Source organism: Streptomyces sp. NPDC019224, assembly GCF_040632605.1.
Lineage (GTDB): Bacteria > Actinomycetota > Actinomycetes > Streptomycetales > Streptomycetaceae > Streptomyces.
The window spans coordinates 95297-118418 of sequence record NZ_JBEYCF010000005.1 but is presented as its reverse complement, the minus strand read 5'-3'; the positions used below and the strand labels follow the sequence as shown (position 1 = coordinate 118418).

Sequence of the window (23122 nt, the reverse complement as noted above, 5' to 3'; positions counted from 1 at the left end):
GGAAAGCGGCCGGTTGTATCGTCGAAGCGTTCAACACCCGTCAGGGCTGGCTCTTTCCCGGTCCGGATACGCAGGAAACGGCAGGCGACATGACCGTGCAGCAGGACGCTCCCACCGACGGCGCGGCGCAGGACCTGGAGGTCTGGATCGACCAGGACCTCTGCACGGGCGACGGCATCTGCGTGCAGTACGCCCCCGAGGTGTTCGAGCTGGACATCGACGGTCTGGCGTACGTGAAGAGCGAAGAGGACGAGCTGCTGCAGGACAAGGGCGCGACCACCCCGGTGCCGCTGCCGCTGCTCCAGGACGTCGTGGACTCGGCCAAGGAGTGCCCGGGCGACTGCATTCACGTGCGGCGCGTTTCGGACAGGGTCGAGGTGTACGGCCCCGAGGCGGCCTGACCGTCCGACGGCCCCGGGGTCAGATGCCGGTGCCGGCGGGATCGGCGCTCCGGCCGTCGCGGACGAAGGCGCCGTTCCGCCACTGCCAGGTGACCTTCTCCTGCTGGTCGGGGCAGCAGGAGGGCACCGAGGACGAGGAGTAGCCGAGGAGCGTGGCGGAGATGACGCGGTCGCGGACCGTGAAGTCGCCGACGCTCAGTTGCTGGGCGGGGTCCACCAGGGTCGCGACGATCCTGGGCGCGGCCCCGTCCGCCTGTGTGAGGACGTAGACGCCGCTGGGCGGGGTACCGGATCCGGCCGCGCAGTGGACCACCGCGACGGTCTCGGGCCGGCCGTCGCCGTCCAGGTCGCCGGGTGCCTGCTTGGCGACGGTGTTGCCGACGTTGCCGCAGTCCAGGGGGAAGGCGGCCCTGGCCGGGTCGGGGGCGGGGAGCCGCGCCGCGTGCTGCTGGGCCGTGGTGCGGTGGGGGGCGGACGCCGAGGCGCTGGTGTCGGGCTGGAGCAGACCGGCTGCCGCGACGACGGCGGCCATGGCCGCCGCGGTGGCGAGCCAGTGCATCGGCCTGGTGTCGGTGTGCGCCAGGTCCGGGAGCGCGGAGGTCTGCACGCGGGCTGTCTCCTGTGGTTCCTGTGGTGCGGCCGTCGGCGTCGGCGGTGCGGGGGTGGCCAGCATCGTGCCACACCTCACACGGCGGCGGAACGGTGGGGTGCGCAAGGATCACGGGGCCCGGCGCGGGCCGGGAGCCGAGCCGTGACGAGCCGCCCGCGAGCGGGCCCCGAGCCGGTGCGGGCCGCATACGAGAAGGGCGCCGCCGCCGGGTCTCCGGGTCGGTCCGGGAACCCGGCGGCGGCGCCGGTGCGTTGCCGCGGGGGTCAGTCGCGGGCGGAGCCGCTCTGGCCTCCCGGGCCGTCGTAGTCCTCGCCGTAGGCGCCCTTGGAGGGGCGGCGGCGCCGGGCCGGGGCCTGGACGCCGTCGGCGAGCCTGCGGGCGGTGACGAGGAAACCGGTGTGACCGATCATGCGGTGGTCGGGGCGGACGGCGAGACCCTCGACGTGCCAGTTGCGGATCATCGACTCCCAGGGCTGCGGTTCGGCGAAGCAGCCGATCTCGCGGATGGACTCGACCGTCCGGGAGAGCTGGGTGGTGGTCGCGACGTACGCGCAGAGGATGCCGCCGGGGACGAGCGCCTTGGAGACGACGTCCAGGCACTCCCAGGGGGCCAGCATGTCCAGCACGACACGGTCCACGTCGGTGTCCGTGAGGTTGTCCTGGAGGTCGCCGACCGTGAGCTGCCAGGCGGGGTGGGGGCTGCCGAAGTAGCGCTCGACGTTCTGCTGGGCGATCTCGGCGAAGTCCTCGCGGCGCTCGTACGAGTGCAGCATGCCCTGTTCGCCGATGGCGCGGAGCAGGAAGGTGGAGAGCGCGCCCGAGCCGACGCCGGCTTCCACGACGCGAGCGCCGGGGAAGATGTCACCGAAGGCCAGGATCTGTCCCGCGTCCTTCGGGTAGACCACGGCGGCGCCGCGGGGCATGGACAGGACGTAGTCGGGGAGCAGGGGGCGCAGCGCGAGGTAGGCGACGTTTCCCGTGGTACGGACCACACTGCCCTCGGGGGCGCCGATCAGCTCGTCGTGCGGGAAAGAACCCTTGTGGGTGTGGAAGTTCTTTCCGGCTTCGAGCGTGAAGGTGTGGTGGCGTCCCTTGGGATCGGTGAGCTGGACCTGGTCCCCGACCTTGAAGGGCCCGCGTCGGCGGGCGGCACCGGTCGGTTCAGACATGTGACCAGCGTACCGGTGTTTCGGGGGGCGCCGACCGCACGCCCGTACGGGGGGGGGCGGGCCTCAGGCGGTGGGGCGGGCCATGGCGGCGACGAAGGCCCGCTCGACGTCGGCGGTGGAGAGGACCCCGTAGATCTCGCCGGTCTCCTCGACGACGAGGTACTCGGTGGCGGGGGTGGCCTTGAGACGGTCCAGGAGGGCTTCGCCGGCGAGTTCGGCGGAGACCTTCATGCCGTCGGTGAGGTCCTGCGCGAGGCCGCTGACGGCGACCCAGGGGCGGCGGTGTTCGGGGACGGCGACGATGGCGGTCTCCCGGACGAGGGCCTTGGGCTCGCCGCTGTTGTCGACCACGACGAGGGCACGGGCGCCGGCCTCGTTGGCCCGGCGCAGGGCCTCGGAGAGCGGGGTGGCGGCCTCGACGGGGACGGCCCGCCGGGTGAGGCTGCGGGCGCGCAGGGCGGGGAGGTGTTCCCGGAGCCGGGCCATGCGCAGGCTGTTGCCGGCGCCGGTCCAGATGATCGCGGCGAGGATCGCGGCGAGCAGGGCGTCGGTGACGGTGTCCATGCCGCTGATCTCACCGGCGTCGTTGCCCAGGGATCCGCTGCGGGTGAGGAGGGGCAGGCCGACGAGGGTGCCGACGGCGAGGGCGCGGCCGACCCAGGCCGCGGCGACGGTGCCGCTCATCGGGCGGCCGGTGATCTTCCAGACGACGGCCCTGAGCATGCGGCCGCCGTCGAGCGGGAGGCCGGGCAGGAGGTTGAAGGCGGCGACGATGAGGTTGGAGATCATCAGCCCGCCGAGCAGGACGGCGGGGACGGTGCCGCGTTCGACGAAGCGCAGCGGTACGTAGAAGAGTCCGCCCAGGACGAGGGAGAGCAGCGGGCCGACGAAGGCGAGGACGAATTCGCGGCCGGGGGTCTCGGACTCCTTCTCGATCTCGGAGACGCCGCCGAAGAACTGGAGCTGGATGCGCCGCACGGGGAGCTTGTAGCGCAGGGCGGCGACCGTGTGCGCCAGTTCGTGGACGAGCACGGAGGCGTAGAAGGCGATCGCGAAGAAGAGGGCGACCAGGTAGCGGGCGGCGCCGAGGTCGGGCAGGACACGGTCGAGCTGGCCGCCGAAGACCCAGGTGATCAGAGCCGCCACCAGGAACCAGCTGGGGGCGACGTAGACGGGCACGCCGAAGGGGCGGCCCATGAGGATGCCGCCTCCGGGATCGTCCCGGCGTGGGGGCGTGCCCTTGCCGGGGCCGTCGCCGGGGCCCGTACCCGCTGGGCCGGGCTGCGGCCGCCGGCTGTCGCCGCTCTCGTCCACGAGGTCCCTTCGGTTCGGTGCCTTCCGGCACGATGACGCGGTGTTTCGAGGGTCTGGGGTCGATGGTATGCCGGTTGGTGTCAGTGGCGGGTCGTAGGGTCTTCGTCATGACCTCCGTTCCGCCGCCGGCCCGGCCGCCCTCGTCGCTCTCCCCCTCGCGGGCGAGCGACTTCATGCAGTGCCCCCTGCTGTACCGCTTCCGGGTCATCGACAAGCTGCCGCAGAAGCCCAGCGAGGCGGCTACCCGGGGGACGCTGGTCCATGCGGTCCTTGAGCGGCTGTTCGACAATCCGGCGGCGGAGCGCACGCCCGGCCGGGCGGCGGAGCTGATCCCGGGGCAGTGGGAGCGGCTGCTGGAGTCCAAGCCGGAGCTGGCGGAGCTCTTCGCGGAGGATCCGGGGGGCGAGCGGCTGGCGCGGTGGCTGGCTCAGGCGGAGCAGCTCGTGGAGCGCTGGTTCTCGCTGGAGGACCCGACGCGGCTCGAGCCGGCGGAGCGCGAGCTGTTCGTCGAGACGGAGCTGGAGTCGGGGCTGCGGCTGCGCGGGGTGATCGACCGGATCGACGTGGCGCCGACGGGCGAGGTCCGGATCGTCGACTACAAGACGGGGAAGGCGCCGCGTCCTGAGTACGCGGAGGGGGCGCTGTTCCAGATGAAGTTCTACGCCCTGGTGATCTGGCGGCTGAAGGGTGTGGTGCCGCGCCGGCTCCAGCTGGTCTACCTCGGCAGCGGCGAGGTGATGACGTACGACCCGGTGGTGGCGGATCTGGAGCGGGTGGAGCGCAAGCTGCTGGCGCTGTGGGAGGCGATCTCGCTGGCGACGCGGACGGGCGAGTGGCGGCCGCGGCCGACGAAGCTGTGCGGCTGGTGCGACCACCAGGCGCTCTGTCCGGAATTCGGCGGGACTCCCCCGGTCTATCCGCTGACCGTCCGCCCGGCCGGTCCGGCGGATGATGACCCGGGGCAGAATGGACCCGGTCCGGGCTGAGGCCGGCCTGTGGCCTCGACGGGCATTGAGGAGATCTGGTGGCTATCCGCGTCCTTCTGGTCGACGACCAACCGCTGCTGCGCACCGGCTTCCGGATGATTCTGGAGGCCGAGGGCGATCTGGCGGTGGTGGGCGAGGCGGGTGACGGCCTCCAGGCCATCGACCAGGTGCGCGCGCTGCAGCCCGATGTGGTGCTGATGGACATCCGGATGCCGCGGATGGACGGCGTCGAGGCGACGCGGCAGATCACCGGACCGGGCCGGGACGGTCCGGCGAAGGTGCTGGTGCTGACGACGTTCGACCTCGACGAGTACGTGGTGGAGGCGCTGCGGGCGGGTGCGAGCGGCTTCCTGCTGAAGGACGCGCCGGCCGATGAGCTGGTGCAGGCGATCCGGGTGGTGGCGAACGGGGAGGCGATGCTCGCCCCGAGCGTCACGCGCCGGCTGCTCGACAAGTACGCGGACCATCTGCCGTCGGGCGAGGAGCCGGTTCCGGACACGCTGCACACGCTGACGGACCGGGAGGTCGAGGTGCTGAAACTGGTGGCGCGCGGCCTGTCGAACGCGGAGATCGCCGCCGACCTGTTCGTCAGCGAGACGACGGTGAAGACGCATGTGGGCCATGTGCTGACGAAGCTGGGGCTGCGCGACCGGGTGCAGGCCGCGGTGTACGCCTACGAGAGCGGCCTGGTGCGCCCCGGCGCGCAGTGACGCCGGGGCGCGGCGGGGCACTCAGTCGGTGCCCCGGTCCAGCTCCCACAGGTGCAGGTCGGCGCTGGAGCCGACCGCCCATTCGACGCCGCCGAGGCCGTCCAGGGAGGCGACGTACTGCTTGCCCTGCCAGATCGGGAGGACGGGCACGTCCCGGGCGACGATGTCCTGGAGCCGCTCGAAGGCGGGCGCGACGGCGGTGCGGTCGGCCTGGCGGCGTGATTGCGCGATCAGCGTGCGGGCCTCGGCGGAGGTGTAGGACGAGCCGAGGAAGTTGTCCCGGCCGAGGAAGGGCGCCGTGTAGTTGTCGGGATCCGGGAAGTCGGGGAACCAGCCCATGCCGTAGACGGCGTAGTCGCCGCGGAGTTCGGCGGGGCGGTACCGGGCCCAGGGGGTGCCCTCGGTGGTGACGTCGAAGAGGCCGGTGTCGTTGAGCTGCTTCTTCAGTGCTTCGAACTCGGTGGCGGTGTCCCGGCCGTAGTGGTCGTTCGTGTAGTGCAGGGTGAAGCGTACGGGCGTGCGTATCCCGGCCTTCCTGAGGAGGGCGGCGGCCTTGCCGGCGCTGGGTTCGCCGTAGGTGCTGTAGAACGCGTTGACGTGGGCGGTGACCCCGGTCGGGATGAGGGAGTACAGCGGCTCGACGGTGGTGCCGTAGACCTGGCTCGCGATCCGGCCGCGGTCGACGATCTGGGCGATGGCCTGCCGGACGGCCTTCTTCCCCACGGCGGGGTCCTCGGTGTCGAAGCCGAGGTAGCTGATGGCGAGGCCGGGCATCTCGGTGAGCCGGACGCCGTCCTCGGGCTTCGCGAGCATCCGCTGGGCGCGGTCGGAGGACATGGTGCGGGCCATCATGTCGATCTTCTTCTCGTCGAACGCCCTGCCCAGGGCCGCGGCGTCGGGGAAGAGATCGAGTTCGACGGATTCGTTCCGCACCTCGTAGCTCCCCCGGTAACGGGGGTTCCTGGTGAAGGCGATTTTCACGACCCGGCCGGATTTCGCTTCCGCTTTCATGGTGTACGGACCCGAACCGTCCACCTGGAACCCGCTGCGGGCGGAATTCGCGGGGTAGTGGTCGCGCGGGACGATTCCGGCGGCCGGGGTGGCGAGCTTGTACGGGAAGGTGGCGTCGGGGGTCCGGAGGTGGAAGACGACCTCGCGGGCGCCGGTGGTCTCGACGGTGTCGAGGTTGCCGAGGAGGGCGGCGGGCCCGTTGGCGGACTTGATGCGCAGGACGCGGTCGATGGAGTACTTGACGTCGTCGGCGGTGACGGGGCTGCCGTCGGAGAAGGTGAGGCCGGCGCGCAGCCGGCAGCGGTAGCTCTCGCTCTCGCGGTCCGTGAAGGTGCAGCTCTCGGCCGCTTCGGGGACGGGCCGGCCGCCGCCGCGCGGGGTGGCCATCAGGGTCTGCACGGTCTGCCGCAGGACGTTCCAGACGCCCGCCTCGTAGCCGACGGCGGGGTCGAGCGGGGCGGGGGCGCTCGCGGAGGCGACGATCCGGTCCGTGGTGCCGACGACGACCGCGCCGGTTCCGGTGCCGGGGCCGACAGCTTCCGTCGCGCCGCAGCCGGCGAGCACGGGAGCCAGGAGGCCCGCGACGGCCGGCAGCACCAGGGTCTTGCGTTTCATGGTTGGCCGTTCTCCCTCATCGGTTCAAGGAGAAAGACATTAGCGGGCGCGTTACCGAATGCCGGACGGGGGTCGTGCGCGGAATTCTTCCGCACGGCCACCGTGAGAGCTTTTCCGTTCATTCACAGAAATACTCTCGGTGCGCGACCGGGAGCATTCAGTTGACGAGTTTCCGGAGGAATGCGAGGTCCACTTCCTCCAGCGAACCCACGACGACCCGGCCGGCGGCGGGGGCGATCGGGGAGACCGAGGGCACGGCGACCACCCGGCATCCGGCGGCCTCGGCCGCGGCCACCCCGGTCGCGGTGTCCTCGACGACGGCGCAGAGCCGCGGGTCGGCGCCGAAACCACGTGCGGCGGTGAGATAGGGCTCGGGGTGCGGCTTGGTGCGGGTGACCTCGTCCCCGGCGACGGTGAGCGCGAAGTGGTGGCGGCCCACGGAGTCGAGCACCCGGTCGATGATCCGGCGGTGCGAGGCCGAGACGAGGGCGGTGGGGATCTCGTGCCGGCGCAGTTCGGCGAGGAGGCGGGCGGCGCCGGGCATCAGCGGGACGCCCCGGCCGATGCGCTTCTCGAACCGGTCGTTGAGCAGCACGGTGAGTTCGTCGAGCGTGACGTCGGCACCGGTCACCTCCATGAGGTAGCCGGCGCTGCGGGTCATCGGCCCCCCGACGACCACCTCGCGCCACGCCTCGTCCAGCCGGTGCCCGAGGTCGGCGAAGACCTCCACCTCGACGTCCCACCAGAAGCCCTCGGTGTCGACCAGGGTGCCGTCCATGTCGAGGAAGACGGCCTGGAGGGCAGCGCCCTCCGCCGTGCGGGTCAGGGACGCGGGAACCGTACTGGTCATCCGGCACACCTTCCATGAGGGACGAGAAGGCCGGCCGCCCGTCCCGGAGGATGGGCGACCGGCCTGCGCTGGACCGACCAGTGTACGACGTGATCCGCTACGACGCGTCGAACGGAGTCCTACCGCGCGTTGAAGTACTTCGCCTCGGGGTGGTGGATGACGATCGCGTCGGTGGACTGCTCGGGGTGGAGCTGGAACTCCTCGGAGAGGTGGACGCCGATCCGCTCCGGCTGGAGCAGGTCCGCGATCTTGGCGCGGTCCTCCAGGTCCGGGCAGGCGCCGTAACCCAGCGAGAAGCGCGCGCCCCGGTACTTCAGGGCGAACATGTCCTCGACCTCCGCCGGGTCCTCCCCCGCGAAGCCCAGCTCCGAACGGACCCGGGCGTGCCAGTACTCGGCCAGGGCCTCGGCCAGCTGGACGGAGAGCCCGTGCAGCTCCAGGTAGTCGCGGTAGGAGTTGGCCTCGAAGAGCTTGGCGGTCTCGGCGCCGATCCTCGAGCCGACGGTGACGACCTGGAGGCCGACGACGTCCGTCTCGCCGGACTCCTCGGGGCGGAAGAAGTCCGCCAGGCACAGCCGGCGGCCGCGGCGCTGGCGCGGGAAGGTGAAGCGGGTGCGCTCGGAGCCGTCCTCGTGCAGCAGGATCAGGTCGTCGCCCTTGGAGACGCAGGGGTAGTAGCCGTAGACGACGGCCGCTTCCAGCAGGTTCTCCGTCTGGAGCTTGTCGAGCAGGCCGCGCAGGCGCGGGCGGCCCTCGCTCTCGGCGAGCTGTTCGTACGTGGGTCCGTCGCCGGCCCTGGTCTGCTTGAGGCCCCACTGGCCCTTGAACAGGGCGCCCTCGTCGAGCCAGGAGGCGTACTCCTTGAGCTGGATGCCCTTGACGACCCGGCTGCCCCAGAACGGCGGGGCGGGCACCGGGTTGGTGACGGAGACGTCGGAGCGGACGCCCTCCTCCGGCTCGTTCACCTCCAGGACGGCGGTGTCGCGCTTGGGGACGCGGCGCTGCTTCAGCTCGGGCAGGGTGGCGCCGGGGACGCCGCGTTTGACGGCGACGAGGGCGTCCATCAGGCGCAGCCCCTCGAAGGCGTCGCGGGCGTAGCGGACCTCGCCCTCGTAGATCTCGTGGAGGTCCTGCTCGACGTAGGCGCGGGTCAGGGCGGCGCCGCCGAGGATCACCGGGTAGTCGGCGGCCAGCTTGCGCTGGTTCAGCTCCTCCAGGTTCTCCTTCATGATCACGGTGGACTTGACGAGGAGGCCGGACATCCCGATGACGTCCGCCTTGTGCTCCTCGGCGGCCTCCAGGATCGCGGAGACGGGCTGCTTGATGCCGATGTTGACGACGTTGAACCCGTTGTTGGACAGGATGATGTCGACGAGGTTCTTGCCGATGTCGTGGACGTCGCCGCGGACGGTGGCCAGGACGATGGTGCCCTTGCCCTCGGCGTCCGACTTCTCCATGTGCGGTTCCAGGTAGGCCACCGCGGTCTTCATGACCTCGGCGGACTGGAGCACGAACGGCAGCTGCATCTGGCCGGAACCGAAGAGCTCGCCGACGACCTTCATGCCCTCCAGGAGGGTGTTGTTGACGATGTCGAGCGCCGGCGTGTCCTTCAGCGCCTCGGCGAGGTCGTCCTCCAGACCGTTCTTCTCGCCGTCGATGATGCGGCGCTGGAGGCGCTCGTCGAGCGGCAGGGCGAGCAGTTCCTCGGCCTTGCCCTCCTTCATCGACTTCATGTTGACGCCCTCGAAGAGCTCCATGAGCTTCTGCAGGGGGTCGTAGCCCTCGGCCCGCCGGTCGTAGATCAGGTCGAGCGCGACCTCGACCTGCTCCTCCTCCAGCCGGGCGATGGGCAGGATCTTCGAGGCGTGCACGATCGCGGAGTCGAGGCCGGCCTTGACGCACTCGTCGAGGAAGACGGAGTTGAGGACGACGCGGGCGGCCGGGTTGAGGCCGAAGGAGATGTTGGACAGGCCGAGCGTGGTCTGCACGGCGGGGTGGCGCTTCTTCAGCTCGCGGATCGCCTCGATGGTGGCGACGCCGTCCTTGCGGGACTCCTCCTGGCCGGTGCAGATGGTGAAGGTCAGGGTGTCGATCAGGATGTCCGACTCCTGGATGCCCCAGTTGCCGGTCAGATCGGCGATGAGCCGCTCGGCGACGGCGACCTTGTGCTCGGCGGTACGGGCCTGCCCCTCCTCGTCGATGGTCAGCGCGATCAGCGCGGCGCCGTGCTCGGCGGCGAGCCGGGTGACCTGGACGAAACGGGACTCGGGGCCGTCGCCGTCCTCGTAGTTGACGGAGTTGAGGACCGCGCGGCCGCCCAGCTTCTCCAGGCCGGCCCGCAGCACGGGCAGCTCCGTGGAGTCCAGGACGATCGGCAGGGTCGAGGCGGTGGCGAACCGGCCGGCCAGCTCCTCCATGTCGGCCACGCCGTCGCGGCCCACGTAGTCGACGCACAGGTCGAGCATGTGCGCGCCCTCGCGGATCTGGTCGCGGGCCATCTCCACGCAGTCGTCCCAGCGGCCCTCCAGCATGGCCTCGCGGAACTTCTTGGAACCGTTGGCGTTCGTCCGCTCGCCGATCGCCAGGTACGAGGTGTCCTGGCGGAAGGGGATGCTCTGGTAGAGGGAGGCGGCGCCGGGCTCGGGGCGCGGGTCGCGGGCGGCCGGGACCGTTCCGCGTACGCGCTCGACGACCTGGCGCAGGTGCTCCGGGGTCGTGCCGCAGCAGCCGCCGACCAGCGAGAGGCCGTACTCCCGGACGAACGTCTCCTGGGCGTCGGCCAGTCCCTCGGCGTCGAGCGGGAAGTGCGCGCCGTCCTTGGTGAGCACCGGCAGTCCGGCGTTCGGCATGCAGAGCAGCGGGATACGGGAGTGACGGGTGAGGTAGCGCAGGTGCTCGCTCATCTCGGCCGGACCGGTCGAGCAGTTCAGGCCGATCATGTCGATGCCGAGGGGTTCCAGGGCGGTCAGGGCCGCGCCGATCTCGGAGCCCAGGAGCATGGTGCCGGTCGTCTCGAAGGCCAGCGAGCACAGCAGCGGCAGATCGCTGCCCAGGGCGTCCAGGGCGCGGCGGGCGCCGAGGATCGCGGCCTTGGTCTGCAGGAGGTCCTGGGTCGTCTCGACGATCAGGGCGTCGGCGCCGCCGGCGACCAGTCCCTCGGCGTTCGCCTGGAAGCCGTCGCGGATGGTGGCGTAGGAGACGTGGCCGAGGGTCGGCAGCTTGGTGCCGGGGCCCATGGAGCCGAGCACCCAGCGCTGCTCCCCCGTGGAGGCGGTGAACTCGTCGGCGACCTCGCGGGCGATGCGCGCGCCGGCCTCGGACAGCTCCTGGACGCGCTCGGGGATGTCGTACTCGCCGAGGGCCGCCGTGTTGGCGCCGAAGGTGTTGGTCTCGACGCAGTCGACGCCCACGGCGAAGTACGCCTCGTGCACGGAGCGCACGATGTCCGGCCGGGTGACGTTGAGGATCTCGTTGCAGCCTTCGAGGTTCTCGAAGTCCGCGAGCGTGGGGTCCTGGGCCTGGAGCATGGTGCCCATGGCACCGTCGGCCACCACCACACGGGTGGCGAGCGCCTCGCGGAGGGCTGCGGCTCGGTTCCGGCTGTCGGCGGAAGGGGTCGGCGACGAGGCCATGGATGTACTCCCTGGGATGCGACGGCTGTCGGCTTTGCGTCTTCGGCGGAAGGCGCACCCGGCCAGGGTAGCCGGGCCGCGACCTGGGCCGTCACTCCGTCCCACGAGCCGGACGGCATCCTGTTCCCGGGGGTTCCGGCGTCGCGGGGTGCTGCGGACTTCTCCTGCGGTCGAGCACGGGTCGGCATCGACCGATAGTGTTCAGCATTGTCGAACAAAGTGGAGGAGTACGGCGCGATGGCCAAGAACATCCAGTCGCTGGAACGGGCGGCCGCGATGCTGCGCCTGCTGGCAGGCGGCGAGCGGCGGCTGGGGCTGTCCGACATCGCCTCCTCACTGGGCCTGGCCAAGGGCACCGCGCACGGCATCCTGCGCACGCTCCAGCACGAGGGCTTCGTCGAGCAGGACGCCGCCTCCGGCCGCTATCAGCTGGGCGCGGAGCTGCTGCGCCTGGGCAACAGCTATCTCGACGTCCACGAGCTGCGGGCCCGGGCCCTGGTCTGGACGGACGACCTGGCCCGCTCCAGCGGCGAGAGCGTCCACCTGGGCGTACTGCACCAGCAGGGCGTCCTCATCGTCCACCACGTCTTCCGGCCCGACGACAGTCGGCAGGTGCTGGAGGTGGGGGCCATGCAGCCGCTGCACTCCACGGCCCTGGGCAAGGTCCTGGCGGCGTACGACCCGGTGGCGCACACGGAGGCCGTGGAGGTCGAGCGGCAGGCGTTCACCCCCCGGACGGTCACCGGCCCGGAGGAGTTCGAGGCGGTGCTCGACACGGTCCGGGCCCGGGGCTGGGGGGCCGACGTGGAGGAGACCTGGGAGGGGGTGGCCGCGGTGGCCGCCCCGATCCACGACCGGCGCCGGATGCCGGTGGGGGCCATCGCCGTCACCGGTGCGGTGGAGCGGGTCTGCAAGGACGGGGAGCTGCGCCCGGAGCTGATCGCGGCGGTCCGCGACTGCGCCCGCGCGGTCTCGCGGGACCTGGGCGCCAGGCGCTTCTGAGCCGCCCGCCCGCGGGTGCGGCGCGCGACCGCGCACCCGGCCGGCTCCCCTCGTAACGATCGATTCACCGGCCCCACCCCTCTTGACGCTGCCTTCACCCGGGAGAAACACTGCCGTTCATCGGTCGGCATTGTCGAACACTTAACGGAAATTCGCGTTAGGTTGTGACCGCGCCAAGGGCCGGCCGAGCTCTCACCCGAGGGCGCGGACCACCGGAGGGACCCGGGGTTCGGCTTCCCTGGACGAAGGACAAAGGAGTCGCGGGTGTCCAGCTCCGACATCTTCATCGGCGAGACCATCGGTACCGCCGTACTCATCCTGCTCGGCGGCGGTGTCTGTGCCGCCGTCACGCTCAAGCACTCGAAGGCGCGGAACGCCGGCTGGCTCGCCATCACCTTCGGGTGGGGCTTCGCGGTGCTGACCGGCGCGTATCTGGCCGGCGGTGTGTCGGGGGCGCATCTCAACCCGGCCGTCACCATCGGCCTGGCGATCGAGGGCGGGACGGAGTGGAGCGACGTACCGCTCTACCTCGCCTCCGAACTCCTCGGCGCGATGATCGGCGCGGTGCTGGTCTGGCTGACGTACTACGGGCAGTTCCGGGCGCACCTCACCGATCCGGAGGTCCTGCGCGCCCATTCGGGTGAGGAGGGGATGGTCGACCAGGCCGCGGCCCCCGCGGCGGGACCGGTGCTCGGTGTCTTCTCGACGGGCCCCGAGATCCGCGACGCCGTGCAGAACGTCCTCACCGAGGTCATTGCCACGGTCGTGCTGGTGCTCGCCATCCTCACCCAGGGCCTCAACGCCGACGGCGACGGCCTCGGCACCCTGGGCGCGCTGATCACCGCCCTGGTCGTCGTCGGCATCGGCCTGTCGCTCGGCGGGCCGACGGGCTACGCGATCAACCCGGTCCGCGACCTCGGCCCGCGTATCGTGCACGCGCTGCTTCCGCTGCCGAACAAGGGCGGCTCCGACTGGGGCTACGCGTGGGTCCCCGTCGTCGGCCCGCTGATCGGCGGCGCGCTCGCGGGCGGGCTCTACAACCTCGCCTTCGCCTAGGCCGTCCCCACCCCACCCCACACAGACCTCCGGGAGCACACCGTGACCGACGCACACACCACCGGCAGCCACGGCACCGGGCCGTTCATCGCGGCCATCGACCAAGGCACGACCTCCAGCCGCTGCATCGTCTTCGACAAGGACGGACGGATCGTCTCCGTCGACCAGAAGGAGCACGAGCAGATCTTCCCCAAGCCGGGCTGGGTCGAACATGACGCGGCCGAGATCTGGGAGAACGTCCGGGAAGTCGTCGCCGGAGCGATCGGGAAGGCGGGCATCACCTCCGCCGACGTCAAGGCGATCGGCATCACCAACCAGCGCGAGACCACCCTCCTGTGGGACCGGCACACCGGTGAGCCCGTCCACAACGCCCTCGTCTGGCAGGACACCCGTACGGACGCCCTCTGCAAGGAGCTCGGCCGCAACGTCGGCCAGGACCGCTTCCGCCGCGAGACCGGGCTGCCGCTCGCCTCGTACTTCGCCGGGCCCAAGGTGCGCTGGCTGCTCGACAACGTGGAGGGGCTGCGCGAGCGGGCCGAGCGCGGCGACATCCTCTTCGGCACCATGGACTCCTGGGTCATCTGGAACCTGACCGGCGGCACCGACGGAGGCGTCCACGTCACCGACGTCACCAACGCCTCGCGCACGCTCCTGATGAACCTGCACACCATGCAGTGGGACGAGAAGATCTGCTCCTCCATCGGTGTGCCGACGGCCGTGCTGCCCGAGATCCGCTCCTCCGCCGAGGTGTACGGCACCACCAGGGGCGGTGTGCTCGACGGCGTGCCGGTGGCCTCCGCGCTGGGCGACCAGCAGGCGGCGCTGTTCGGCCAGACGTGTTTCGCCGAGGGCGAGGCCAAGTCCACGTACGGCACCGGCACCTTCATGCTGCTGAACACCGGCGAGACGCCCGTCAACTCCTACAACGGGCTGCTGACGACGGTCGGCTACCGGATCGGCGACCAGAAGGCGGTGTACGCCCTGGAGGGGTCGATCGCCGTCACCGGTTCGCTGGTGCAGTGGATGCGCGACCAGATGGGGCTGATCCAGTCCGCGGCCGAGATCGAGACCCTGGCCTCCTCGGTGGAGGACAACGGCGGCGCCTACTTCGTGCCGGCGTTCTCCGGGCTCTTCGCCCCGTACTGGCGCCCCGACGCCCGCGGCGTCATCGCCGGTCTCACCCGCTACGTCACCAAGGCGCACATCGCCCGTGCCGTGCTGGAGGCCACCGCCTGGCAGACGCGTGAGATCAGCGACGCCATGACCAAGGACTCCGGCGTCGAGCTGACCGCGCTCAAGGTCGACGGCGGCATGACCTCCAACAACCTGCTGATGCAGACGCTCGCCGACTTCCTGGACGCGCCCGTGGTGCGGCCGATGGTCGCCGAGACCACCTGCCTCGGCGCCGCCTACGCCGCCGGCCTGGCCGTCGGCTTCTGGCCGGACACCGAGGCGCTGCGCGCCAACTGGCGCCGCGCCGCCGAGTGGACCCCCCGCATGGACGCGGACACCCGCGCCCGCGAGTACAAGAGCTGGCTCAAGGCCGTGGAACGCACCATGGGCTGGCTCGAGGACGAGGAGTAACAGACATGACCACCCTGCAGAGCGTCCCGGCCCTCGGGACGCATCCGGCCTCCGGCTCCCTCCCGAGCCGTGCCGAGACCCGGGAGCAGCTCTCCAGGGCGACGTACGACCTCCTGGTGATCGGCGGCGGCATTCTGGGCATCTCCACCGCCTGGCATGCCGCGCAGTCCGGGCTGCGGGTGGCCCTGGTGGACGCCGGCGACTTCGCCGGCGCCACCTCCTCCGCCTCCTCCAAGCTGCTCCACGGCGGTCTGCGCTACCTGCAGACCGGTGCGGTGAGGCTGGTGGCGGAGAACCACTTCGAGCGCCGTGCGGTCTCCCGCCAGGTGGCCCCGCACCTGGCCAGTCCGCTCACCTTCTACCTCCCCGTGTACAAGGGCGGGCCGCACGGCGCGGCGAAGCTCGGGGCGGGCGTGTTCGCGTACTCGGCGCTGTCCGCCTTCGGTGACGGCGTCGGCCATGTGATCAGCCCGGCGCGGGCGGCACGCGACGTTCCGGAGCTGCGTACGGAGAACCTGCGGGCGGTCGCGGTCTACGGCGACGACCAGATGAACGACGCGCGGATGGCGCTGATGACGGTCCGCGCGGCCGTCGAGGCGGGCGCGGTGGTCCTGAACCACGCGGCGGTGACCGGGCTGCGGTTCACCCGGGGCCGGGTGACGGGCGCGGAGCTGCGGGACTCCCTGGACGGTACGGAGTTCGGGGTGACCGCCCGGCTGGTGCTCAACGCGACCGGGCCGTGGGTGGACCATCTGCGGAGGATGGAGGACCCGAACGCGGCGCCCTCCATACGGCTGTCCAAGGGCGCGCACCTGGTGCTCAGGCGGACCCGGCCGTGGAAGGCGGCGCTGGCCACGCCGATCGACAAGTACCGCATCACGTTCGCCCTGCCGTGGGAGGACATGCTGCTGCTCGGCACGACGGACGAGGAGTACGAGGGTGATCCCGCGGACGTCTCGGTGACCGGGAAGGACACCGCGCAGATCCTGGACGAGGCGGCGTTCTCGGTACGCGACCAGCAGCTGTCGCGCGATCTGATCACGTACTCCTTCGCGGGGCTGCGGGTGCTGCCGGGCGGGCCGGGCGACACCTCGAAGGCCAGGCGCGAGACGGTCGTGACGGAGGGCCGGGGCGGGATGCTGTCGGTGGCCGGCGGCAAGTGGACGACGTTCCGGCACATCGGCCGTACGGTGATGAACAAGCTGGCCGCGCTGCCCGGGCACTCGTTGGCAAAGGACATGGAGCCGATGGCCCGGCTGCCGAGGAAGCTGCCGCTGCCCGGGATCGCCAGCCCGAACGCGGTGGCGCACCGGCTGCTGGTGGACGGCGGGACTTCCGGCCCCCGGATGGCCCCCGACACCGCGCGGCACCTGGCCACGCACTACGGTTCGCTGTCCTTCGGCATCGCCCGGCTGGCCGGCGAGGACCCGGCGCTGGCCGAGCGCGTCCACCCGGACGCCCCGGAGATCTGGGCCCAGGTCGCCTATGCGCGGGACCACGAGTGGGCCGAGACGGCGGACGACGTGCTGCGGCGGCGGACGACGCTGACGGTCCGGGGCCTGGCGACCGACGAGATCCGGGCCGGGGTGGAGAAGATGCTCGGCGAGCGGCGCGGCTGAGGCGGGACGGCCGGGCGGCCGGGCGGTCCGTGAGGGGGGCCGACGGTCGTACCGGCCCTCGTCGGGACGCATAATGAGGCGATACATCGGATGTCTGGAGGTCGCCCATGGCTGTCACCGACGAGGCCATCGAGAAGATCAAGGGAATGATCGTCTCGGGTGCGCTACGGCCCGGCGATCGGCTCCCCAAGGAGAGCGAACTCGCCTCCGGGCTGGGGCTTTCCCGCAACTCGCTGCGGGAGGCGGTGCGCGCCCTGTCGCTGATCCGCATTCTCGACGTCCGCCAGGGCGACGGCACCTACGTGACGAGCCTCGCCCCGCAGCTGCTGCTCGAGGCGCTGAGCTTCGTCGTGGACTTCCACCGCGACGACACCGTGCTGGAGTTCCTGGCGGTGCGCCGGATTCTGGAGCCGGCCGCGACGGCGATGGCGGCGAGCCGGATCAGCGAGGAGCAGCTGGACGCGCTCGGCGCCCAGCTCGACGCGCTGGGCGAGCGCCCTTCGGTGGAGGAGCTGGTCGCCTGTGATCTGGACTTCCACCGGGACATCGTCCAGTCGTCCGGCAATTCGGTGCTCTGCTCGCTGCTCGACGGCCTCTCGGGGCCGACGACCCGGGCGCGGGTGTGGCGCGGGCTGACCCAGGAGGACGCGGTGAGCCGGACGCTGCACGAGCACCGGGCGATTCTCGCGGCGCTGCGGGACCGGGACGCGGAGGCCGCGCGGGCCTGGGCGACCGCGCATGTGGCGAGTGTGGAGCAGTGGTTGCGGTCCACGCTGTAGCCGTCCCGGGCCGCGGCCCGGAGCCCGGCCGGCAGGGGGCGGTGCGGGTTCAGCCGCCGGCGGGGCGCAGCCGCAGGCCCTGCATCCCGCCGTCGACGGCCAGGGCGGTGCCCGTCACGGAGGCCGCGGCGGGGCTCGCGAGGTAGACGATCGCGGCGGCCACCTCGTCGGCGGAGACCAGCCGGCCCAGCGGCTGCCGGGCGTCGAGGGCGGCGCGTTCGGCGGCCGGGTCGTCGGCCCGGTCGAGCAGGCGGCCGATCCACGGGGTGTCGGCGGTGCCGGGGTTGACGCAGTTGACGCGGACGCCCTCGCGGACGTGGTCGGCGGCCATGGCGAGGGTGAGCGAGAGGACCGCGCCCTTGCTCGCGCTGTACAGGGCGCGCTGGGGCAGCCCGGCGGTCGCGGCGATGGAGCAGGTGTGGGTGATGGATACGGCGCCGGGGCGCTCGGCGGCGGCCCGGCGCAGGTGGGGCAGGGCGTGCCGGGCGGCGCGGACCATGCCGAGGACGTTGATGTCGAGGACCCGGGCCCACTCGGTGTCGTCGTTGTCCTCGACGGTGCCGATGGCGCCGATGCCCGCGTTGGAGACGAGGGTGTGCAGGGAGCCCATGGCGGCGGCGGCCCGGTCCACCGCTTCGCGCACGGCCGCGTCGTCGGTGACGTCGGCCTCGACGGCGAGGGCTCCGCGGGGCGTGCCCGAGGTGTCCCGGTCGAGGACGGCGACCCGCGCCCCGCGCTCCAGGAGCAGGGTGGTGACGGCGGCCCCTATGCCGGAGGCGCCACCTGTCACCAGGGCGTTCATCCCCTCGAAGTCGCGTGTGCCGGTCATCGGCTCTCCTCCTTCTCCGTGCGGCGGGCCTGCCAGACGGGGCCCTGCGGGTAGCGGTGCGCGGCGATCGACTCGGGGCGCATCCTGGCCGAGAAGCCGGGGGACGCCGGGGCGGTGTAGCGGCCGCCCACGAGGACGGCGGGGTCGGTGAAGTGTTCGTGGAGGTGGTCGACGTACTCGATCACCCGGCCCTCCCAGGTGCCGGAGACGGCCACGTAGTCGAACATCGAGAGGTGCTGGACGAGTTCGCACAGTCCGACCCCGCCGGCGTGCGGGCAGACCGGGACGCCGTACTTGGCGGCCAGCAGCAGGACCGCCAGGTTCTCGTTGACGCCGGCGACGCGTGCGGCGTCGATCTGGACGAAGTCGACGGCCCCGGCCTGGAGCAGCTGCTTGAACACCACCCGGTTGGCGATGTGCTCCCCGGTGGCGACCTTGACCGGCTGCCCGGCGCGCACGGCGGCATGGCCGAGCACGTCGTCGGGGCTGGTCGGCTCCTCGATCCAGTGGGGGTCGTACGGAGCGAGCGCGGTCATCCACGCGACGGCTTCGGCGACGTCCCATCGCTGGTTGGCGTCGAGGGCGATGCGGACGCCGGGGCCGACGGCCTCGCGGGCGAGCGCCATCCGGCGGATGTCGTCGTCGAGCCGGCCGCCGACCTTGAGCTTGATCTGGGTGAAGCCGTCGGCGACGGCCTGCTTCGCGAGCCGGACGAGCTTGTCGTCGGAGTAGCCGAGCCAGCCGGGCGAGGTGGTGTACGCGGGGTAGCCCTCGGCGCGCAGCCGTGCGGCGCGTTCGGCGCGGCCCGGTTCGGCGGCGCGCAGGATGGCGAGCGCATCCTCGGGGGTGAGGGCGTCGGTGAGGTAGCGGAAGTCGACGAGGGAGACCAGCTCCTCGGGCGTCATCTCGGCCAGGAACTGCCAGACGGGTCGGCCCGCAAGCTTGGCCGCCAGGTCCCAGGCGGCGTTGATCACCGCGCCGGCCGCCATGTGCATCACGCCCTTCTCGGGCCCCAGCCAGCGCAGTTGGGAGTCGTGCGTGAGGTCCTGGTACAGGGTGGCGAGGTCGGCGGCCGTACGCGGCACGGAACGCCCGGTCAGCCAGGGGCGCAGTGCCTCGATGGCGGCGGCCATGACCTCGTTGCCCCGGCCGATGGTGAAGCAGAAGCCGTGCCCCTCGACCGGGCCGCCGTCCGGACCGGCGGCGTCGGTCCGCAGGACGACGTAGGCGGCCGAGTAGTCGGGGTCGGGATTCATGGCGTCCGAGCCGTCCAGTTGTTCCGAGGTCGGAAAACGGATGTCGTGGACCTCGAAATCCGTGACGGTCTGACTCATGCGCACCCCCAGGGAAATAACATCGGACCTCTGTTCTGATCATCCGATGTATATCCGCTCCGGATCCCGTAAGTCCAGAGCGGAATGCGAATTTTCCGCCCACAGCTCGGATGTATCGGCAAGGTGATGCCCGGCCGGGCGGGTTCCCGCACCTCGATGCGCCGGGTTCACCCGGCCGTGCACGGGGGCTGCGGTCCGGGAGGCCGCAAGCCGTAAGGTTGTTCCGTACGCAAGGGAACTTCGGAAGGAGGCCTGGGTGATCGAGCTCGAGGGGGTTCCCGAGCTGATCGACCCGGTCATGGTGGCCGCGTTCGAGGGGTGGAACGACGCAGGTGACGCCGCCTCCACGGCGGTCGCGCATCTGGACCGGGAGTGGAAGGGCGAGGTGTTCGCGGCGCTGGACGCCGAGGACTACTACGACTTCCAGGTCAACCGCCCGACGGTGTGGCTGGACGGCGGGGTGCGCAAGATCACCTGGCCGACGACCCGGCTCTCCGTGGTCCGCGTGGGCGGGGACAAGCCCCGCGATCTCGTCCTGGTCCGGGGCATCGAACCGTCCATGCGCTGGCGCTCGTTCTGCAACGAGATCCTGGGCTTCGCGCACGAACTGGGCGTCGAGATGGTCGTGGTGCTCGGTGCGTTGCTCGGCGACACCCCGCACACCCGCCCGGTCCCGGTCAGCGGAGTGACGTCCGACCCCGATCTGGCCCGCACCATGGACCTGGAGGAGACCAGGTACGAGGGCCCGACCGGCATCGTCGGCATCCTCCAGGAGGCGTGCACGCACGCGGGGGTACCGGCGGTGAGCCTGTGGGCGGCGGTGCCGCACTACGTGTCGCAACCGCCCAACCCCAAGGCGACGCTGGCCCTGCTGAACCGGCTCGAGGACCTGCTCGGGCTGCGCATCCCGCTCGGCGAACTGCCGGAGGACGCGCGCGCCTGGCAGGTCGGGGTCGACCAACTGGCCGCCGAGGACAGCGAGGTGGCCGAGTACGTGCAGACGCTCGAGGAGGCCCGGGACACCGCGGAGCTGCCCGAGGCCAGCGGCGAGGCGATCGCCCGGGAGTTCGAGCGCTATCTGCGGCGCCGCGACCCGGGTCCCGCGCAGCCACCGGGCGGGCACGCCACGGAGAGCGGGGACGCGACGTACCTCCGCGACACGTCGAGCGGCCGGACCAGACCGCCGAAGCCGGTCCGGCCGGAGGCCGGTCCCGGTCAGCCCGGTGGTCCGGCGACCGGCCGGCCCCCCGCCGACGGGCCCGGCGACCGCTCCCCGGACGCGGACGGCGGCCCGGCCGAGCCCTACGCCGACGGGACGGACAGTGACGGGACGGGCAACGGCCCGGCGGACGACGACGGGCCGGACGGCTCCCCGTCGCAGGGCTGAGAACGGCACGGAGCCGGGCGGGTGCGAACCCGCCCGGCTCCCGCGCTGTGCGACCGGCGTTCAGGAACAGCTGAAGCGCGCCGCGGCCCAGTCGCCGTGGTCACCGGTCTTGGACCCGTTGGCGTCCGTGACCTTCAGGCGCACATGGCGCGCGCCGCCGAGCGCCACGTCGACCGGCACGGTCTTCGACGCCCCCGTCACCTTCGGCGAGGTCCACAGCACCTTGCCGTCCGCCTCGACGGATAAGGCGACCTCGCCGTACCCGTTGATCTCGTCGTCGATGCCGGCGGCCGAGGTGAGCCGGGAGCACCGGCCACCGAGGTGGACCTCGATGTCGGAGTCGGCGTGGGTGCCGATCCCCTTCTCGTATGTCTTCCCGGCCGGCGTGAGCGGGTGTCCGTCGGTCGCGCCCGACTCGCCGTTGCTGCGGTCGCGCTCGGCGGGGCCGTATCCGTTGGTCGAGTTCAGCCACTCCAGGTCGCTCGCCCAGGCCTCGCCGGTGGGCGGCGCCGGCATGACGGAGACCGCCGGCCGCCCCGTGGCGGTGCGGGGCTCGCCCGCCGACCGGTAGCGCGTGAGGGCGGTCAGCCGCACCTCGCCGGCCTTCGCGTCCTTCGCCGGGGTGACCTGGACCTCGATGCGACGGGTGGTGCCCGCCGGTATCCACTGCACGGGTGCGGCGGGGGCGGCCCGCCAGCCCTCGGGGACGTCGAGCGTGAGGGACGCGTCCGTCACGTCCGCCTTGCCGGCGGTGATGTCGACGGCGACGGTGCCCGGGGCGCCCGCGGCGGTCTCCTGGCCGCGCGGGGCGGCTGCTCTGCTTGCCGTCGGACTCCCCCTTGAACGGCACCGGCCCCGAACTTCATGAAGAAGTCCGGGGCCGGTGAAGTCGACTGCTGGGAAGGAGAGTTACGGGAAAAGCTCTACAGCGCGACGCCGAGCAGGGCGTCCACGGTACGGGAGACGAGGCCGGGCGCCCCCTCGTCCGTACCGCCCTCGGCGCTCTGCCGTTCGGCCCAGCGGTCGACGGCGGCCAGGGCGGCCGGGGCGTCCAGGTCGTCGGCCAGGGCCGCGCGGACCTCCTCGACCAGGGCGTCGGCGGACAGCCCGTCGGGGCGGGAGACGGCGGCGCGCCAGCGGGTGAGCCGGGCCACGGCGTCGGCGAGCACCTGGTCGGTCCACTCCCAGTCGGACCGGTAGTGGTGGGCGAGCAGGGCCAGGCGGATCGCGGCCGGGTCCACCCCGTCGCGGCGCAGCGCCGAGACGAAGACGAGGTTGCCCTTGGACTTGGACATCTTCTCGCCGTCCAGGGCGACCATGCCGGCGTGCACGTACGCCTGGGCGAAGGGGTGCTCGCCGGTGAGCACCTGGGCGTGCGAGGCGCCCATCTCATGGTGCGGGAAGGCGAGGTCGGAGCCGCCTCCCTGGACGTCGAAGCCCATGCCGAGGTGGTCCAGGGCGATGGCCACGCACTCGATGTGCCAGCCGGGCCGGCCGGCGCCGAGCGAGCCGCCGTCCCAGCTCGGCTCGCCCTCGCGGGCGGCCATCCAGAGCATCGGGTCGAGCGGGTTCTTCTTGCCGGGGCGCTCGGGGTCTCCGCCGCGTTCGGCGGAGAGCAGCCGCATCGCCTCGGCGTCGAGGTTGGACACCTCGCCGAAGTGCGGGTCGGTGTCGACGGAGAAATACACGTCGCCGTCGAGTTCGTAGGCGGCACCCGCGTCGCGGAGCCGCTCGACGAGCGGCACGATGCCGGGTATCGCCTCGACGGCTCCGATGTAGTGGCGCGGCGGGAGCATGCGCAGCGCGGTCATGTCCTCCCGGAACAGGGCCGTCTCGCGCTCGGCGAGCTCGGTCCAGTCCTGTCCGTCGCGCACGGCCCGCTCCAGCAGCGGGTCGTCCACGTCCGTCACGTTCTGGACGTAGTGAACCTGCCGCTTGGTGTCGAGCCACACGCGCTGCACGAGGTCGAACGCGTTGTAGGTCGCCGCATGACCCATGTGGGTCGCGTCGTACGGCGTGATGCCGCAGACGTAGATGCGGGCGACGGGACCGGGGTCAAGGGTGATCCGTCCGCCGGTCGCGGTGTCGTGGATCCGAAGGTCGCGGCCCTTGCCGGGCAGGGCGGGGACCTCAGAAGCGGGCCAGGCATGCATGCCACGAGCGTAACCGGATGCGGCTTCCGGATACGAACCGGAGGGGTGATCCTGACCGAAGAGGCACTCTTGCGCCGTCGC

The 23122-nt window shown here is 71.9% G+C and carries 18 protein-coding genes and 1 pseudogene; 9 read left to right on the top strand and 10 right to left on the bottom strand.

Annotated elements, in window-relative coordinates; genetic code table 11:
• Positions 1 to 89: 89 nt before the first annotated feature.
• Positions 90 to 401 carry a ferredoxin gene (locus ABZ564_RS05205; RefSeq protein WP_360849681.1) on the top strand — a complete coding sequence of 104 codons (312 nt, stop codon included), beginning with the start codon at positions 90 to 92 and terminating at the stop codon, positions 399 to 401.
• 19 nt (positions 402 to 420) lie between these two features.
• Here the strand turns inward: ABZ564_RS05205 and ABZ564_RS05200 are convergent, their stop codons facing one another.
• From ABZ564_RS05200 to ABZ564_RS05190, 3 genes are all read right to left on the bottom strand, one after another.
• Positions 421 to 1008 (bottom strand): hypothetical protein, encoded by a 588-nt coding sequence (locus ABZ564_RS05200; protein ID WP_360849678.1) that lies wholly within the window; start codon positions 1006 to 1008, stop codon positions 421 to 423.
• A gap of 266 nt (positions 1009 to 1274) precedes the next feature.
• Positions 1275 to 2180 carry a tRNA (adenine-N1)-methyltransferase gene (locus tag ABZ564_RS05195; protein WP_360849675.1) on the bottom strand — a complete coding sequence of 302 codons (906 nt, stop codon included), beginning with the start codon at positions 2178 to 2180 and terminating at the stop codon, positions 1275 to 1277.
• Positions 2181 to 2243: 63 nt separating this feature from the next.
• Positions 2244 to 3494: a site-2 protease family protein gene (locus tag ABZ564_RS05190; protein ID WP_360849672.1), complete on the bottom strand. Its 1251-nt coding sequence runs from the start codon at positions 3492 to 3494 to the stop codon at positions 2244 to 2246.
• 107 nt (positions 3495 to 3601) lie between these two features.
• On the opposite strand from ABZ564_RS05190, the gene ABZ564_RS05185 reads away from it, so the two are divergent.
• Positions 3602 to 4480 carry a RecB family exonuclease gene (locus tag ABZ564_RS05185; protein ID WP_360849669.1) on the top strand — a complete coding sequence of 293 codons (879 nt, stop codon included), beginning with the start codon at positions 3602 to 3604 and terminating at the stop codon, positions 4478 to 4480.
• A 38-nt stretch (positions 4481 to 4518) separates the two neighbouring features.
• Positions 4519 to 5190, top strand: coding sequence for a response regulator transcription factor (locus ABZ564_RS05180; RefSeq protein ID WP_360849665.1), 672 nt, complete (start codon positions 4519 to 4521; stop codon positions 5188 to 5190).
• Positions 5191 to 5211: 21 nt separating this feature from the next.
• Here the strand turns inward: ABZ564_RS05180 and ABZ564_RS05175 are convergent, their stop codons facing one another.
• From ABZ564_RS05175 to metH, 3 genes are all read right to left on the bottom strand, one after another.
• Complete coding sequence (locus tag ABZ564_RS05175) at positions 5212 to 6816, bottom strand: ABC transporter substrate-binding protein (RefSeq protein WP_360849662.1); 1605 nt, start codon at positions 6814 to 6816, stop codon at positions 5212 to 5214.
• 157 nt (positions 6817 to 6973) lie between these two features.
• The gene (locus ABZ564_RS05170; RefSeq protein WP_360849660.1) at positions 6974 to 7666 is read right to left on the bottom strand and encodes an HAD family phosphatase; all 693 of its coding nucleotides are present in this window, start codon (positions 7664 to 7666) and stop codon (positions 6974 to 6976) included.
• A gap of 119 nt (positions 7667 to 7785) precedes the next feature.
• On the bottom strand, positions 7786 to 11298 hold the full coding sequence (metH, locus tag ABZ564_RS05165; protein WP_360849657.1) for a methionine synthase: 3513 nt from the start codon (positions 11296 to 11298) through the stop codon (positions 7786 to 7788).
• A 237-nt stretch (positions 11299 to 11535) separates the two neighbouring features.
• On the opposite strand from metH, the gene ABZ564_RS05160 reads away from it, so the two are divergent.
• The 5 genes from ABZ564_RS05160 (at position 11536) to ABZ564_RS05140 (ending at position 17338) form a co-directional block, all read left to right on the top strand.
• Positions 11536 to 12300, top strand: coding sequence for an IclR family transcriptional regulator (locus ABZ564_RS05160; RefSeq protein ID WP_360849934.1), 765 nt, complete (start codon positions 11536 to 11538; stop codon positions 12298 to 12300).
• Positions 12301 to 12564: 264 nt separating this feature from the next.
• On the top strand, positions 12565 to 13356 hold the full coding sequence (locus ABZ564_RS05155) for an MIP/aquaporin family protein (RefSeq protein WP_360849654.1): 792 nt from the start codon (positions 12565 to 12567) through the stop codon (positions 13354 to 13356).
• Positions 13357 to 13398: 42 nt separating this feature from the next.
• Positions 13399 to 14940, top strand: a complete 1542-nt coding sequence (gene glpK, locus ABZ564_RS05150; RefSeq protein WP_360849651.1) for a glycerol kinase GlpK — start codon at positions 13399 to 13401, stop codon at positions 14938 to 14940.
• Positions 14941 to 14945: 5 nt separating this feature from the next.
• A complete protein-coding gene (locus ABZ564_RS05145; protein WP_360849648.1) occupies positions 14946 to 16559 on the top strand; it encodes a glycerol-3-phosphate dehydrogenase/oxidase in 1614 nt (537 codons plus the stop codon).
• A 107-nt stretch (positions 16560 to 16666) separates the two neighbouring features.
• Entirely contained in the window at positions 16667 to 17338 is a 672-nt protein-coding gene (locus ABZ564_RS05140) for a FadR/GntR family transcriptional regulator (RefSeq protein ID WP_360849645.1), read from the top strand.
• A 49-nt stretch (positions 17339 to 17387) separates the two neighbouring features.
• On the opposite strand, the gene ABZ564_RS05135 is transcribed toward ABZ564_RS05140, so the two are convergent.
• Both ABZ564_RS05135 and ABZ564_RS05130 read right to left on the bottom strand, forming a co-directional pair.
• On the bottom strand, positions 17388 to 18167 hold the full coding sequence (locus ABZ564_RS05135; RefSeq protein ID WP_360849642.1) for an SDR family oxidoreductase: 780 nt from the start codon (positions 18165 to 18167) through the stop codon (positions 17388 to 17390).
• The gene (locus ABZ564_RS05130; RefSeq protein ID WP_360849639.1) at positions 18164 to 19501 is read right to left on the bottom strand and encodes an enolase C-terminal domain-like protein; all 1338 of its coding nucleotides are present in this window, start codon (positions 19499 to 19501) and stop codon (positions 18164 to 18166) included. Before ABZ564_RS05130 ends, ABZ564_RS05135 begins: the two co-directional genes overlap by 4 nt.
• A gap of 256 nt (positions 19502 to 19757) precedes the next feature.
• Between ABZ564_RS05130 and ABZ564_RS05125 the strand changes: the two genes are divergently transcribed.
• Positions 19758 to 20888, top strand: a complete 1131-nt coding sequence (locus ABZ564_RS05125; RefSeq protein WP_360849636.1) for a PAC2 family protein — start codon at positions 19758 to 19760, stop codon at positions 20886 to 20888.
• 60 nt (positions 20889 to 20948) lie between these two features.
• Here ABZ564_RS05125 and ABZ564_RS05120 read toward each other — a convergent pair.
• A pseudogene (locus tag ABZ564_RS05120) lies at positions 20949 to 21701 on the bottom strand (NPCBM/NEW2 domain-containing protein); the annotation flags it as partial.
• 110 nt (positions 21702 to 21811) lie between these two features.
• Positions 21812 to 23041, bottom strand: coding sequence for a cysteine--1-D-myo-inosityl 2-amino-2-deoxy-alpha-D-glucopyranoside ligase (mshC, locus tag ABZ564_RS05115; protein ID WP_360849633.1), 1230 nt, complete (start codon positions 23039 to 23041; stop codon positions 21812 to 21814).
• Positions 23042 to 23122 lie beyond the last annotated feature (81 nt).